The organism is Streptomyces sp. H39-C1 (assembly GCF_027158125.1).
Taxonomy (GTDB): Bacteria; Actinomycetota; Actinomycetes; order Streptomycetales; family Streptomycetaceae; genus Actinacidiphila; species Actinacidiphila fildesensis.
The window spans coordinates 56,839-71,935 of record NZ_JAPVLS010000034.1 but is presented as its reverse complement, the minus strand read 5'-3'; the positions used below and the strand labels follow the sequence as shown (position 1 = coordinate 71,935).

Genomic DNA, 15,097 nt, shown 5'->3' with positions numbered 1-15,097 from the left:
GTGATCGGGCCGGCCCTGGCGCTAGCCGGAGCCGCCCGCGAGGATCCCAGCCGCCAGCCCCATCACCACCGGAACCACCCCGACGAGCAGGAAGGCCGGCAGAAAGCAGAGTCCGAGCGGAGCCGTGGCGAGCACTCCCGCGCGCCGGGCCCGGGCGAGTGCCGAACGGCCGCGTGCCGCGCGGTAGTCGGCGGCGAGGCGGGCCACTTCGTCGACCGGCGCCACTCCGCTGTGCGAGGCGCGGGCCAGGCAGCGGGCGAGCCCCTTGACCGCGGGCAGCCGGCCGAACCGTTCCCAGCACTGCTCGGGATCACCGCCCAGCCGGAGCTCGGCCGCCACCCGTATGAGCCCGTCGCCCAACGGCCCGCCCAGTGAGCGGCCGACCGCTTCGGCCGCCTCGCCCGGCCGGGCGCCCGCCGCGAGGCAGGCCGCCATCAGGTCGGCGCAGAGCGGCAGTTGACGCCCGGCACTCACGTCACGGTCATGGCTGCCGGCCGTCCGTGCCCGGCGCTGCCAGCGCCGTATCCCGTACGCGGCGAGCAGACCCGTCACACAGCCGGGGATCCCTCCCACGAACACGGCCGCGCCGAGCGCCACCGCTGCCACCGGACCCCAGGTCCGCAGCGCGGGCCCTCTGGTCCACCACGCGGTTCCAGGGCTTTTGGCGACCCGCACCCCGAACAGCAGGCGGAGCCTGCCGAGCGCGGCGCGTTCCCGCCGGACCTCGATCACCGTCACCGCGACACACAGGACCGCGGCGCCGACCGAGACGGCTGTCCCCAGGCTGTGGACGCGGTCGCCGCTCACCAGGACTCCTCGGCGGACCGCACGATGCGTCCGGTCCAGGCGAGTCCCGCCCACTCCAGCAGGCCGCCCGCCAGCAGGCAGGCCAGCCCTGTCGGGGTGCCCAGCAGCGTCCCCACCGGATCCGCTCCCAGTCCCGCGCCCAGCACCACTCCGAACAGCGGGAGCAGGGCCAGCATCAGCGCGGTCGAGCGAGGACCGGCCAACTGGGCTCGCAGGTCGTCGCGTTGATCACGTTCGGCGCGCAGCGCGGCGGCGATCCGGTCGAGGCCCGCGGCCAGCCCCGCGCCGCCGTCGACGGCGACCTGCCAGCAGGCGGCGACGGCCGCCAGCCCCTCGGCGCCCTCCTGGCGCGCGGCGACCCGCAAAGCTTCCGGCACATCTCCGCCGAACCGGGCGGCGGCCAGCAGCAGCCGCGCGGCGTCCACCAGCTCGGGGGCGTCAGGCCAGCCGTCGTCCTCGATCGCGCCCGCCAGTGCCGTGTGCGGCGGGCTTCCCGCCCGCAGATCACCGGCGACCGTCCCGCAGAGGGTGCCCACCGCGGTCACCCGCATCTCCGCTGCCACCCGCCGTGCCCGCTCCCGCAGTTGGCGGCCGACCAGTGGCACAGCGGCGGCCCCGGCCAGCGCGGGCAGCACCGAATGCGCCAGCAGCGCGAGCAGCAGTCCGGCGGGCAGGCAGAGCAGTTCCCGTCCGAGCCGCCATCCCAGCCGCTCCCGCAGCGGTGCGAGCAGCGCCTGCCCGCAGGCAACCGGCCCGCGCCACATGCCGGGCCCCCAAGCCCACACGGTGGCCGGCCGCTGACTGCCGACGAGCATCAGCCGGGCCCGGCGCAGCACGGAGTCCCTGCCGCACATCAGCCACCCGGCGGTCCCCGCGCAGAGCACCGCCGCCCACAGCGTCACCAGCGCCGACCCGGGCCTCATGACGCACCCCGCTCGCACAGGCCCGCCAGCCGGTCCCAGCCCGGCCCCCGCTCCCCGGCACCGTGAGCGCCGCGCATCACGGCCGGGACGGTGACGACCAGCCCGTCGGCGCGGCGTTCCAGTACATGGATCTCGGCGACCCGGCGCAGCCCCGAACGGTCCCTTGCCAGATGGACGACGACGGACAGCGCGGCCGCCAACTGGCTGTGCAGGGCGGCCCGGTCGAGTCCGGCGGTCGAGCCGAGCGCCTCCAGCCGGGCCGGCACGTCGCCGGCCGCGTTCGCGTGGATCGTGCCGCAACCTCCCTCGTGCCCGGTGTTGAGCGCGGCGAGCAGCTCGGTGACCTCCGGTCCGCGGACCTCGCCGACCACCAGGCGGTCCGGGCGCATCCGCAGGGCCTGGCGCACCAGGTCCCGGAGCTCCACCAGACCGGCACCCTCCTGGTTGGCCGGCCGGGTCTCCAGGCGTACGACGTGCGGGTGGTCGGGCCGCAGTTCCGCGGAGTCCTCGGCGAGGACGATGCGCAGATCCGGTTCGACCAGGCCCAACAGGCAGCTGAGCAGTGTGGTCTTCCCCGTGCCGGTGCCGCCGCTGATCATGAAGGAGAGCCGGGCGTCGAGGACGGCCCGCAGCAGCCGGGCGGTCTCGGCGTCCATAGTGCCGGCGGCGATGAGCTCGTCCAGGGCGAAGGCACGGGCCCGCACCACCCGCAGCGACAGACACGGCGACCCGACGACGACGGGCGGCAGCACGGCATGCAGCCGGGTGCCGTCCGGCAGCCGGGCGTCGACCCACGGCCGCGCGTCGTCCAGCCGCCGGCCGGCGGTGGTTGCGAGCCGCTGGGCGAGCCTGCGCACCGCGGCGGCATCGGCGAAGCCGACGTCGCTGCGCTCCAGGCCGTGCCCGCGGTCGACCCACACCTCGTCCGGCCCGTTGACGAGAACATCGGTGACGTCCGGATCCGCGAGGAGGGGTTCCAGCGGCCCCGCGCCCACCATTTCGGAGCGGAGCGCGGTGACGACGCCGAGCACTTCGGTGTCGCCCAGCAGCCGCCCTTCGGCGCGCAGCGCGGCGGCGACCCTGCTGGGTGTCGGGTCCCCGCTGTACTCCGCGAGGCGGAGTCTGACGGCGTCCAGGAGCGCCGCCCTCGGTTCCGCGCGGTCGGCGCTCATACCGGAACGCTCCCGCCGCTGGGCAGGGCCTGGGACAGGAAGGCGGAGCAGAAGCGGGCCAGCGGCCCGCGTCCGCTCGCGCCGGGCGGCCGCCCGCCGTCCCGCGCCTCCAGCAGGTCCGGTTCCGACGGCAGTTCACCGGCCAGCGGCAGACCGATGAGTTTGGCGATCTCCTCGTCCCCGAGCCCCGAAGCGAACGGCCCGCGGGCAACCACCCGCAGGTCCTTGAGGACCATGCTGACCGCCGAGGCGACCCGGGTGGCCGCGGCCACCGCCCGCAACTCGGCCGGGACGACGAGGAGTCCGACGTCGATCTGGGCCAGGGATTCCGCGACCGCGTCGTCGACCCGGCGGGGCAGGTCCACGACGACGACTCCGCCCCGGCGCCGCGCGGCACCCAGCACGGACCGCATGGCCTGCGGCGGGATGACCACCGAGTCGCTGCGGTCCCAGCTGAGGACGCTCAGCGCGTCCAGCCGCGGCAGCGACTCCTCCAGCGCACCGCTGTTGACGCGCCCTCGCGAGTCGGCGAGGTCGGGCCAGCGCAGTCCCCCGGCGCGCTCCGCGCCGAGCAGGATGTCGAGGCCGCCGCCGAGCGGGTCGCCGTCGATGAGCATCGCGCGGCGGCCGTCGCGGGCCGCGGTGACCGCGAGGGCGCAGGCCAGAGTGCTGGCCCCGGCGCCGCCGCGGCCGCCCACCACCCCGATGGTCAGGGCGGGTTCGGCGACTCCCTCGGCCACATCGGCGATCCGGTCCACCAGCCATGTCTCGGCATCCGGCAGGAAGAGCACATGATCGGCGCCGATGTCGACGGCTCTGCGCCACACGTCCTGGTCGTCCAGATTCCGGCCGACGAGCAGCACGCCCTTTCGCCGGACGGCGCCGCGGAGCCGGGTGGTGTCGTCGGAGCCGACGAGGACCAGCGGCGCGGATTCCCAGCTGCCCGCACGTGGCGGAGCCCCGAAGGCCACTTCGGGTTCGGCGCCGGCCGCCGCGCACAGCCGCAGCAAATCGTCGAGCAGCGCCTCGTCCTGAGTGACGATCAGCGGTCCGACCGGCTCGTCCGCTACTGCCGGCCTCCGGTCGGGTGTGATGGATTCAGCCACGGCCCTGTCCCCCTCATTCGTCCCGCGAGCACGGTGGTGCATCGCCTGCGAACAGAGTCCGGCCGTTCCGGGGTCTCAGATGATCTTGGTCGGTTCCGGTGGATAACTCAGCGGTTGTGGATAACTCCGCCACTCGAACGGGTGAGTTCGCCGCCAAGGCGCAACGATTACGGAACGTGACACGTCGTACCCGATACAGGCAGCGCAAGAGGAGGCGGAGCTACCGCATAAAAGGAAGGAGAGCTACCGGGACGTCGGTCCGAAAAGACATCCGGACATGCGACGACCCCCGCCGGGGGGGAGAGCGGGGGTCGTCCCCACAGTCCGACTCGGGGGGGGAGGAGCCAGACCGGGTTAGCACGGTCGCGAACGATCCGTGACTTCCATGGTGTACCCGACAGCCTTCTCAGGCAAACCCACGCGCCTGAGCTTACGCCGAATGGTGGTTGCTTATGCTCGTGCTCGTGGAAAACCACCTGTCCCCGCGCACCGCAGCATTCTTCGACCTCGACAAGACCGTGATCGCCAAGTCGAGCACCCTCGCCTTCAGCAGATCCTTCTACCAGGGCGGCCTGATCAATCGACGGGCCGTGCTGCGCACCGCCTACGCCCAGTTCGTGTATCTCGTGGGCGGCGCCGACCACGACCAGATGGAGGGGATGCGCAAGTACCTCTCCGAGCTGTGCCGCGGCTGGAACGTGCAGCAGGTCAGGGAGATCGTGGCCGAGACCCTCCACGACCTCATCGACCCGATCATCTACGACGAGGCCGCATCCCTCATCGAGGAGCACCACGCCGCCGGCCGGGACGTGGTGATCGTGAGCGCCTCGGGAGCCGAGGTCGTCGAGCCCATCGGCCGGATGCTCGGCGCCGACCATGTGATCGCCACCCAGATGGTCGCCAAGGACGGCTGCTACACCGGCGAGATCGAGCACTACGTCTACGGCCCCGCCAAGGCCGAGGCCATCCTCGGGCTCGCCGAGACCGAGGGATACGACCTGGAACGGTCGTTCGCGTACAGCGATTCGGTGACGGACATCCCCATGCTGGAGGTCGTCGGCCACCCGTACGCGGTGAATCCGGACCGCGGGCTGCGCCGGGAGGCGACCGGCAAGGAGTGGCCGATCCTCACCTTCAACCGGCCGGTCCGGCTCAACCAGCGGATCCCGTCGCTGTCGATGCCGCCGCGCCCGGTGCTCGCCGCCGCAGCGGTCGGAGCGGCCGCCGCCACCGCCGGACTGGTCTGGTACGCGGCCCGCCGCCGCCGACCGTCACTTTTGTCCTGATTGAAGGCAAAAGTAAAGAAGTGCGCTCAGGGGTTCCGCTTCGGCCGTGGCGGCGGTAGAAAGGACTCAGAGGCCCGCGAGACCACGGACGTTCCGAGAGGAAGACCGCAGAGTATCTGGCCACACGGACCCAGCATGGAAGTCGGGCACCCACGCGCAGCCGACCCGCTAACCGGGCCAGCCGCACCAGGTGACGGGCAAAGTCCCGACCTGATCGGCAAAAATCGAGCACGCATGGTAACGCGACGGACATGTCAGCGGCGGCACCCCCTGGGTGCCGCCGCAACCCTTTCCGGCGCAACCCTTTCCGGGCTCCGGCCTCAGGCCGCGCCGCGCTGCAGCGCCTCGCACACCGCGACGCTCTCGCGCACCCCGAGTTCCAGCGCCTTCCCGCAGTGCCCGATCCACGCGGCCATGCCTTCCGGCGTCCCGGACGCGTAACCCTCCAGGGCCTTGAGGTAGTCGGCCCGCCCGAGTTCGGCGTGGCCCACCTCGGCCGGACAGATCGACTTGGGATCGAGTCCGCTGCCGACCAGCACGATGCGCTCCGCGGCCCGCGCGACCGGCCCGTTGAACGAGCCGAAGGGCCGCAGCGAGAGCAGTTCGCCGTGCACCACCGCGCCGACGACGAGCGCGGGCGCCTCGCTCCCCGCGCGCAGCAGTCCGACCAGCCCGTCGAGCCGGGCGGCCACCTCTCCCGACTCCGGGAGCGGGAGCTCCACGAGCGGCTCGTCGACCGGTTCACCGGCCAGCCGCGGCCGGCCGACCGTGTCGTCAGGAGCCGCGCCGCCCGCCGCCACCAGGTGCAGCCGCGCCAGCGCCTGCACCGGCGACTGGCGCCAGACGCTGAGCATCTGCCCGGCCTCGGCGGTCAGCCGCAGCGCCGCACCCACCGTGCGGGCCTCGGCGTCCGCGGAGAAGTCGCTGCGCCGCCGCATCTCCTCCAGCGGCCAGTCGGCGCCGGCCAGTGCGGCGGAACCGCGCGCTCCGCGCAGCGCCGCCTCGGACGTCACCTCTTCGGACCGGCGGCGCATCACCCGGTGCCCGTAGACCTTGTCCACGGACTGCCGCACGGAGTCCACCGCGTCGGACACGCCGGGCAGGGAACCGAGGATGGCGAGCGGATCAGCGTTCGTACCCATGAGTACGACCCTACGCACCGCGAACCGCACCAATGAACCCCGATCGAGTGGCCTTCCCCACTCCAAACCGTCACCGCCCGTAGATGTCCGACTAGTCTTGGCGAACATGAAGATCGCTTTCGTTGGAAAGGGCGGCAGCGGCAAGACCACGCTGTCCTCCCTGTTCATCCGCCACCTCGCGGACGCCCGCGTGCCCGTCGTCGCCGTTGACGCGGACATCAACCAGCACCTCGGCCCGGCCCTCGGCCTGGACGAGGCGGAGGCCGCCGCGTTCCCCGCGATGGGCGCCCACCTGCCGGAGATCAAGGAGTACCTGCGGGGCACCAACCCGCGGATCGCCTCCGTCGAGACCATGATCAAGACGACTCCGCCGGGCAGCGGCTCACGCCTGCTGCGGGTGGTCGAGGAGAACCCGGTCTACGCCGCGTGCGCCCGCACCGTCCCCCTGGACGACGGCGCCCATGTGCAGCTGATGGCGACCGGCCCGTTCAACGAGTCCGACCTCGGCGTCGCCTGCTACCACTCCAAGGTCGGAGCGGTGGAACTGTGCCTGAACCATCTGACCGACGGGCGCGGCGAGTACGTCGTGGTGGACATGACGGCCGGCAGCGACTCGTTCGCCTCCGGGATGTTCACCCGGTTCGACATGACGTTCCTGGTCGCCGAGCCGACCCGCAAGGGCGTCGCCGTCTACCGCCAGTACAAGGAGTACGCCCGCGACTTCGGCGTAGCGCTGCGCGTCATCGGCAACAAGGTGCAGGGCCCCGACGACCTGGCGTTCCTGCGCGACGAGACGGGTGACGACCTGCTGGCCACCGTCGGCCACTCCGACTGGGTGCGCGCGATGGAGAAGGGCCGTCCGCCGAGCTTCGAGCTGCTGGAGGAGACCAACCGCCGCGCGCTGCGGACGATGCACGAGACGGCCGACGCCTCGTACGACGCGCGCGACTGGGACCGCTACACCCGCCAGATGGTGCACTTCCATCTGAAGAACGCGGAGAGCTGGGGCAACGCCAAGACAGGCGCCGACCTGGCATCCCAAGTCGACCCCGTCTTCGTCCTCGGCGAGGCCGGGGCGATGACCGCCGCCGGCGCGCTGTCGCCTAGCTGACCCTCGACCCGGGTCCGGCGGCGCCCGCCGAAGCCGCAGGCGCGCCAGGGGCCGCAGGTGCCGCGAGGAGGGCCGGCCAGCCCTCCTTCGGCGCCTGCCCGACGTCCAGCGTGCGCAGCTTCTGCAGCACGGCCGGGTCCTGCGCGTCCATCCAGTCCGCCATCTGCTTGAACGACACGCACCGCACGCCGTCCTTGTTGCACACCGACTTGATGGTGGACTCGACGGCCTTCATGTAGACGCCGCCGTTCCACGACTCGAAGTGGTTGCCGACGAACATCGGCGCCCGGTTGCCCGTGTAGGCGCGGTCGAAGGCGGCGGCCAGGCCGTTCTCCATCTGCCGGCCCCAGTAGTCGCGCATCGACGGGTCGCCCTTGGTGGTGCCGGACTGGTTGGCCTGGACGTTGTAGTCCATGGACAGCGTCTCGAAGGCGCGGCCGGGGACCGGGATGTCCTGGAGCGGGAAGTCCCAGACGCCGTCGATCTGCGAGGGCCAGACCTGCCGCCCGCCGACCGAGCTGGCGTCGTAGCGGAAGCCCATCGCCTTGGCGGCCGGGATCAGGTTCCGCTGGCCCTCCAGACAGGGGGCGCGGCCGCCGACCAGCTCCTTGCTGTAGTCGAACGGCAGCGGGGCGAGCTGGGTGAGGCCGCTGTTCGTCTTCCAGTTCTTGACGAAGCCCTCGGCCTGCTCGATCTCGCTCTTCCACTCCTCGGACGACCAGGTGCCGACCCCGCCGTTCGGGCCGCAGAAGTGGCCGTTGAAGTGGGTGCCGATCTCGCTGCCGTCCTGCCACGCCAGCCGGATCTGCTGCAGCGTGTCGGTCATCTCCGGGCGGTCGGTGAAGCCGATGTCGGAGGCACCGCGCGAGTGCCGCGGCGGCGCGTAGACCTCCTTGCGGTCCCCGGGCAGCAGGTAGACGCCGCTGAGGAAGTACGTCATGGCCGCGTTGTTCTCCTTGCCGACCTCGCGGAAGTGCGAGAACAGCTTCTGGCTGTCCTCTCCCGCGCCGTCCCAGGAGAAGACGACGAACTGCGGGGGCTTCTCGCCCGGCGCGAGCCGCTCGAACTTGGGCTGGTTGGGCTGCGCCCCGGTCTCGGCGGTGGAGCCGTCGCCGATCAGCTTCATCACCCGCGCCGGTGGTTTCTGCACGGCCGCGGCAGGACCGTCGTGCTGCCGGCTGCTCTGCCCGGACCCTCCCGAACTGGAACCGCTGGAACCGCTCGAACAACCCACCGCGCCGAATGCCAACGCGGTTACAGCCGCCAGGGCCGTGGTCTTCCGCATGGAATGCATACGAACCTCGATCCAAAGGGGAGAGCAGGGATTCGAGAGCAAAAACTGACATGCTCCCGCGATTTGGCCGTCACGACCGGCCAAACCACTCCCCGATTCACCCGATAGGAGCAAATCTCCGCCCGAGTGGATCTACGGACTTCACCGAACCGTATATCCGCATTACTCTCCTTTTACCGACGCTTGAGAGTAGCCATACAGTTACGTACGGCTACCACGTCCCGCCGCCCTGAAGGAGACGGGAACCATGCAGACGCCTCACAGGTCCGATCTGTCCGCCTCGATCACTGTCTTTCTGATCGCCGTGCCGCTGTCGCTCGGTATCGCCCTCGCCACCGGTGCGCCCCTCCAGTCCGGCCTTGTCGCCGCAGCCGTCGGCGGTATCGTCGCCGGGCTGCTCGGCGGGGCCCCGTTGCAGGTCAGCGGGGCTGCCACCAGCCTCGTGGTCGTCACCGCCGAACTCGTACAGCGCTACGGATGGCGCACCACCTGCGCCATCACCGTGCTCGCCGGCCTCTCCCAGGTCGCCCTCGGCGCCCTGCGGGTGGCGCGGGCCGCGCTCGTCGTCAGCCCCGCCATCGTGCACGGCATGCTCGCCGGGATCGGCGTGTCCATCGCCGTCGGGCAATTGCACGTCATCCTCGGCGGCACCGCTCAGGGCTCCGCCCTGGCCAACCTCGGTGCGCTGCCACGCCAGTTGGCGGCCACCAGCCCGGCCACCCTGGGGATCGGCGCGCTCACCGCCGTCGTCCTCGTCGGCTGGCCCCGGCTGCCCGGAAAGAACGTCAGAAACAGAGCCGTGCGCGCGCTGCGGGCGGTCCCGGCGGCGCTGGCGGCGGTCGCCGCCGCCACGGCCGCTGGTCTCGCGCTGACCGTGCCGCGCGTCGATCTGCCGTCGTGGAACGCTCCGGTGCTGCCCCGGCTGCCGGAGGGCCCGGTGCTCGGCCTGCTCGCCGCGGTCGTCACCGTCACCCTCGTCGCGAGCATGGAATCGCTGCTGTCCGCGGTCGCGCTCGACAAGATGCAGTCCGCGTACCCGGACCGGCAGGCCAGACCCGCGCGGCTCGACCGTGAACTGCTCGGCCAGGGCGCGTCGAACGTGGTCTCCGGGCTGCTCGGCGGTCTGCCGGTGGCCGGCGGCGCGATGCGCGGCTCGGCGAACATCCGGGCCGGAGCCGTGACGCGCTGGTCCACCGTCCTGCACGGGGTGGGGGTGGTGCTGTGCGCGAGCCTGCTGGCCGGCGTGCTGGATCTGATCCCGCTCGCCGCCCTCGCCGTCCTGGTCCTGCTCGTCGGCGTGAAGATGGTCAGCTTCGCGCACATCAAAAACGTACGGCGGCACCAGGAGTTCCCGGTGTACGTCACCACCATCGGCGGCGTGCTGCTGCTCGGCGTACTGGAGGGCGTGGTGGCCGGGATCGCGGTAGCGGCGTTCACCGCGCTGCGCCGCCTCACCCGCACCCGTATCACGGTCTCCGAGGAGGCGGGCGGCTACCGGGTGCGGGCCCGCGGGCAGTTGACGTTCCTCGCGGTGCCCCGGCTCACCCGGGCCTTCGCCCAAGTGCCGGACGGAGCGCACGCCGTCGTGGAGCTGGACGGCTCGTTCATGGACCACGCGGCGTACGAAGCGCTGCAGTCGTGGTGCGACCGGCACCGTGCCCGCGGCGGCTGGGCCATGCTCGGCGACCGCAACGGAGGGACCGTCAGCGAACCGGCGAGCACGCACGCCTGCCGGCCCTGGACGCCGTGGCGCAACCACCACTGCACCCGGCCGAGCGCCGCCACCGTCACCGCACCGGCCGGCAACCAGCTGCTCGGGGGCGTCAGCAACTTCCAGCGCAACACCGCACCCCTGGTGCGCGACGAGCTGGCGCGGCTGGCGCGGGAGGGCCAGCGGCCCACCCAGCTCTTCCTCACCTGCGCCGATTCCCGGCTGGTGACCAGCATGATCACCTCCAGCGGTCCCGGCGACCTCTTCACCGTCCGCAATGTCGGGAATCTGATGCCGCCGCCCGGCTCGGACAACTCCTGCGACTCGGTGGCCGCGGCCGTCGAGTACGCGGTGGACGTACTGAAGGTCGGCAGCATCACGGTCTGCGGGCACTCCGGCTGCGGCGCCATGCAGGCGCTGCTCGGCAGCGACCACGCGCCCGGCGCGCAGACCCCGCTGGCCCGCTGGCTGCGACACGGCCGGCCGAGCCTGGAGCGGCTGGCGCGGGGCGGTCCCGGGATGACGGACCGGGCACCGGCCGACGATCTGGAGCGGCTGAGCCTGGCCAACGTGGTCCAACAGCTGGAGCACCTGCTGGACCACCCGTGCGTGGCCCGCCGCTACGCGGAGGGGAAGCTCGAGCTCCAGGGCATGTACTTCCATGTCGCCGAGGCCCAGGCGTACGTCCTGGACCACGCCACGGGGGCGTTCTCGGCGGTGCATCCGGAGGTGCTGGACGCGGTCTGACACCGGCCGGGGCCGGGCGGCGGAGCGACACGCCGCGCGGCCCCGAACGGGGCCGCTCACGCTACAGGTCTAAACCAATTATCCTGCGACTCTTGTCATCGCGCCCGCGGCCTGATGAGCTATGGCCGGGACATCTGGGACAGTCTGACAAGGAGTTGGCGTGAGCAGCAACGAGAGCCTGGCCAATCTGTTGAAGGAGGAGCGGCGTTTCGCTCCGCCGGCCGAGCTGGCCGCATCCGCCAACGTCACCGCGGATGCGTACGCACAGGCCGAGTCCGACCGCCCGGCCTTCTGGGCCGAGCAGGCGCGCCGGCTGAGCTGGGACACCGAGCCGACCGAGACGCTGGACTGGTCGAACCCGCCGTTCGCCAAGTGGTTCGCCGACGGCAAGCTCAACGTGGCGTACAACTGCGTCGACCGCCATGTCGAGGCGGGCAACGGCGACCGGGTCGCCATCCACTTCGAGGGCGAGCCCGGCGACAGCCGCTCGCTCACCTACGCCGAGCTCAAGGACGAGGTCAGCCGGGCCGCCAACGCGCTCACCGAGCTGGGCGTCGAGGCCGGCGACCGGGTCGCGGTCTACCTCCCGATGATCCCCGAGGCCGTGGTCGCGATGCTGGCCTGCGCCCGGATCGGCGCCGCCCACTCCGTGGTCTTCGGCGGCTTCTCGGCCGACGCCGTCGCGTCCCGCATCCAGGACGCCGACGCCAAGCTCGTCATCACCTCCGACGGCGGCTACCGGCGCGGCAAGCCGTCGGCGCTCAAGCCCGCCATCGACGAGGCGGTCGCCAAGTGTCCGCAGGTCGAGCATGTCCTGGTGGTCCGCCGTACCGGCCAGGAGACAGCGTTCACCGAGGGCCGTGACGTCTGGTGGCACGACATCGTCACGCGGCAGTCCGCCGAGCACACGCCGCAGGCGTTCGACGCCGAGCACCCGCTCTTCATCCTCTACACGAGCGGCACGACGGGGAAGCCGAAGGGCATCCTGCACACCTCGGGCGGCTACCTCACCCAGACCTCCTACACCCACCACGCCGTCTTCGACCTCAAGCCGGAGACCGATGTCTACTGGTGCACGGCCGACATCGGCTGGGTGACCGGCCACTCGTACATCGTCTACGGGCCGCTCTCCAACGGCGCCACCCAGGTGATCTACGAGGGCACCCCGGACACCCCGCACCAGGGCCGCTTCTGGGAGGTCGTCCAGAAGTACGGCGTGACGATCCTCTACACCGCGCCCACCGCGATCCGGACGTTCATGAAGTGGGGCGACGACATCCCCGCGAAGTTCGACCTGTCCTCGCTGCGGGTGCTGGGCAGCGTCGGCGAGCCGATCAACCCCGAGGCGTGGATGTGGTACCGCGAGCACATCGGCGGCAACCGCTGCCCGATCGTGGACACGTGGTGGCAGACCGAGACCGGCGCGATGATGATCAGCCCGCTGCCGGGCGCCACCACCACCAAGCCGGGCTCCGCGCAGCGCGCCCTGCCGGGCATCGCCGCCACCGTCGTGGACGACGAGGCGCGCGAGGTGCCGAACGGCTCCGGCGGGTACCTGGTGCTGACCGAGCCGTGGCCGTCGATGCTCCGCACCATCTGGGGCGACGACCAGCGCTACATCGACACCTACTGGTCGCGGTTCGAGGGCCGCTACTTCGCGGGTGACGGTGCCAAGAAGGACGAGGACGGCGACATCTGGCTGCTCGGCCGGGTGGACGACGTGATGCTGGTGTCGGGCCACAACATCTCGACCACCGAGGTCGAGTCGGCGCTCGTCTCGCACCCGAAGGTCGCCGAGTCGGCGGTCGTCGGCGCGACCGACGCGACCACCGGCCAGGCCATCGTCGCTTTCGTCATCCTGCGCGGCACCGCCTCGGACTCCGACACGCTCGTCGCCGAGCTGCGCGACCACGTCGGGAAGACGCTGGGCCCGATCGCGAAGCCCAAGCGCATCCTGATCGTCAGCGAGCTGCCGAAGACCCGTTCCGGCAAGATCATGCGCCGGCTGCTCCGCGACGTCGCCGAGAACCGCGAGCTCGGTGACGTCACCACGCTGACGGACTCCTCGGTGATGGATCTGATCCAGACCAACCTGCCGGGCGCGACCAGCGAGGACTGACCGCAGGGCCTGAGAGGGTCCGGACGGCCGACAAGGGGCTCCCGGCAGCAGGCCGGGAGCCCCTCATGTCCGTAATATGACGATCGCCGGACGGCACAGCGCGTGACCCGATAAGCTGGTCCCCGCGTCAGGAACGCGTCAGTACACAAGGTGCGCCGGGAAGTCTGGTCGGCAACGGAGTCAGCCATGTCCAGTGGATGACCGACCGACCGGAGGTCTTCGACCTGTGACCGAGCGACCCGCGACCGACCAGCCCGCGACCGCGCCCACCCGCCGTTCCGTCCTCCTCGGCCGGCTGTCCCTCCCCGAGCGGACCTTCGTCGCCGACGCACTGCGCGCCGAGACCGTGGGCGGCATCCTGTTGCTCATCGCCGCCGTCGCCGCGCTGATCTGGGCCAACACCCCGGCGCACCACACCTACGAGACGGTCAGGGAATTCCACTTCGGCCCGTCCTCCCTGGGGCTGGACCTGTCGGTGCAGCACTGGGCGGCCGACGGGCTGCTCGCCGTCTTCTTCTTCGTCGCCGGGATCGAGCTCAAGCGCGAGCTGGTCGCCGGTGAGCTGCGGACGCCGTCCGCCGCGGCGCTCCCGGTCATCGCCGCCGTCTGCGGCATGGCCGTACCCGCGCTCGTCTACGTGGTGGTCAACACCGTCGGCGGCGGCGCGCTCGACGGCTGGGCGGTCCCGACCGCCACCGACATCGCCTTCGCGCTGGCCGTGCTCGCGGTCATCGGCACCTCGCTGCCGTCCGCGCTGCGCGCCTTCCTGCTGACGCTCGCCGTCGTCGACGACCTCTTCGCGATCCTGATCATCGCGGTCTTCTTCACCTCGTCGATCAACTTCGTGGCCCTCGGCTGCGCTGTGCTCGGCCTGCTGGTCTTCTGGCTGTTGCTCCGCAAGGAAGTGCGCGGCTGGTACATCTACCTGCCGCTCGCCCTGGTCATCTGGGGGCTGATGTACAACAGCGGCGTGCACGCCACGATCGCGGGCGTCGCCATGGGCCTGATGCTGCGCTGTACCCGCCGGGAGGGCGAGGAGCACTCTCCGGGCGAGCACGTCGAGCACCTGGTGCGCCCCGTCTCCGCCGGCCTGGCGGTGCCGCTGTTCGCCCTCTTCTCGGCAGGTGTCGCCGTCTCCGGCAGCGCGCTCACCGATGTCTTCTCCCAGCCCGAGACGCTCGGCGTGGTGCTCGGCCTGGTGGCCGGCAAGACCCTGGGCGTGTTCGGCGGCACGTGGCTCGCGGCCCGGTTCACCCGGGCGGAGCTCAACCCGGAGCTCCGCTGGCCCGATGTGCTCGCCGTCGCCTCACTGGCCGGGATCGGTTTCACCGTGTCGCTGCTGATCGGCGAACTCGCCTTCGACGAGGACCCGGTGCTGGCCGACGAGGTGAAGGCGGCCGTCCTGATCGGGTCCCTGATCGCGGCCGTCATCGCGGGCATCCTGCTCAAGCTCCGCAACAACAAGTACCGGGCGATGTGCGAGGAGGAGGAGCGCGACGAGGACGGGGACGGCATCCCGGACATCTACGAGCAGGACAAGCCGGAGTACCACCTGCGGATGGCCGAGATCCTCGAACGGAAGGCCGTCGAGCACCGCAGGCTCGCCGAACTGGCCCGGGTCAGAGGCGCGGGTGACGGGGACTGAGGCATGATCTGTGGGTAACAGTCCCTACCACCTG

General features: G+C 71.6%; 11 protein-coding genes. 5 read left to right on the top strand and 6 right to left on the bottom strand.

Going from position 1 to position 15,097, the window contains the following annotated elements:
- Positions 1-21: 21 nt before the first annotated feature.
- The 4 genes from O3W51_RS22815 to ssd are packed head-to-tail and all read right to left on the bottom strand — an operon-like array spanning position 22 to position 4,008.
- The gene (locus O3W51_RS22815) at positions 22-807 is read right to left on the bottom strand and encodes a type II secretion system F family protein (protein WP_198357300.1); all 786 of its coding nucleotides are present in this window, start codon (positions 805-807) and stop codon (positions 22-24) included.
- Entirely contained in the window at positions 804-1,730 is a 927-nt protein-coding gene (locus O3W51_RS22810) for a type II secretion system F family protein (protein WP_269287240.1), read from the bottom strand. The genes O3W51_RS22815 and O3W51_RS22810 overlap by 4 nt, the downstream gene beginning before the upstream one ends.
- A complete protein-coding gene (locus O3W51_RS22805) occupies positions 1,727-2,902 on the bottom strand; it encodes a TadA family conjugal transfer-associated ATPase (RefSeq protein ID WP_138357087.1) in 1,176 nt (391 codons plus the stop codon). The genes O3W51_RS22810 and O3W51_RS22805 overlap by 4 nt, the downstream gene beginning before the upstream one ends.
- Positions 2,899-4,008 carry a septum site-determining protein Ssd gene (gene ssd / locus O3W51_RS22800; RefSeq protein WP_269287239.1) on the bottom strand — a complete coding sequence of 370 codons (1,110 nt, stop codon included), beginning with the start codon at positions 4,006-4,008 and terminating at the stop codon, positions 2,899-2,901. Before ssd ends, O3W51_RS22805 begins: the two co-directional genes overlap by 4 nt.
- Before the next feature lie 452 nt (positions 4,009-4,460).
- On the opposite strand from ssd, the gene O3W51_RS22795 reads away from it, so the two are divergent.
- Positions 4,461-5,294 carry an HAD family hydrolase gene (locus tag O3W51_RS22795; RefSeq protein ID WP_138357085.1) on the top strand — a complete coding sequence of 278 codons (834 nt, stop codon included), beginning with the start codon at positions 4,461-4,463 and terminating at the stop codon, positions 5,292-5,294.
- A gap of 320 nt (positions 5,295-5,614) precedes the next feature.
- Here O3W51_RS22795 and O3W51_RS22790 read toward each other — a convergent pair whose 3' ends face one another.
- Complete coding sequence (locus O3W51_RS22790; protein WP_138357084.1) at positions 5,615-6,436, bottom strand: oxidoreductase; 822 nt, start codon at positions 6,434-6,436, stop codon at positions 5,615-5,617.
- A 106-nt stretch (positions 6,437-6,542) separates the two neighbouring features.
- Here O3W51_RS22790 and O3W51_RS22785 point away from each other — a divergent pair, with 106 nt between their 5' ends.
- The gene (locus O3W51_RS22785; protein ID WP_138357083.1) at positions 6,543-7,547 is read left to right on the top strand and encodes an ATP-binding protein; all 1,005 of its coding nucleotides are present in this window, start codon (positions 6,543-6,545) and stop codon (positions 7,545-7,547) included.
- On the opposite strand, the gene O3W51_RS22780 is transcribed toward O3W51_RS22785, so the two are convergent.
- Positions 7,540-8,841: a hypothetical protein gene (locus O3W51_RS22780; RefSeq protein ID WP_443048326.1), complete on the bottom strand. Its 1,302-nt coding sequence runs from the start codon at positions 8,839-8,841 to the stop codon at positions 7,540-7,542. The two genes, O3W51_RS22785 and O3W51_RS22780, sit on opposite strands and share 8 nt — an antisense overlap.
- 247 nt (positions 8,842-9,088) lie before the next feature.
- Between O3W51_RS22780 and O3W51_RS22775 the strand changes: the two genes are divergently transcribed.
- From O3W51_RS22775 to nhaA, 3 genes are all read left to right on the top strand, one after another.
- Positions 9,089-11,299: a bifunctional SulP family inorganic anion transporter/carbonic anhydrase gene (locus O3W51_RS22775; RefSeq protein ID WP_138357081.1), complete on the top strand. Its 2,211-nt coding sequence runs from the start codon at positions 9,089-9,091 to the stop codon at positions 11,297-11,299.
- A 160-nt stretch (positions 11,300-11,459) separates the two neighbouring features.
- On the top strand, positions 11,460-13,418 hold the full coding sequence (gene acs / locus O3W51_RS22770; RefSeq protein ID WP_138357080.1) for an acetate--CoA ligase: 1,959 nt from the start codon (positions 11,460-11,462) through the stop codon (positions 13,416-13,418).
- Between the two features lie 226 nt (positions 13,419-13,644).
- A complete protein-coding gene (nhaA, locus tag O3W51_RS22765) occupies positions 13,645-15,063 on the top strand; it encodes a Na+/H+ antiporter NhaA (protein ID WP_138357079.1) in 1,419 nt (472 codons plus the stop codon).
- Positions 15,064-15,097: the final 34 nt, after the last annotated feature.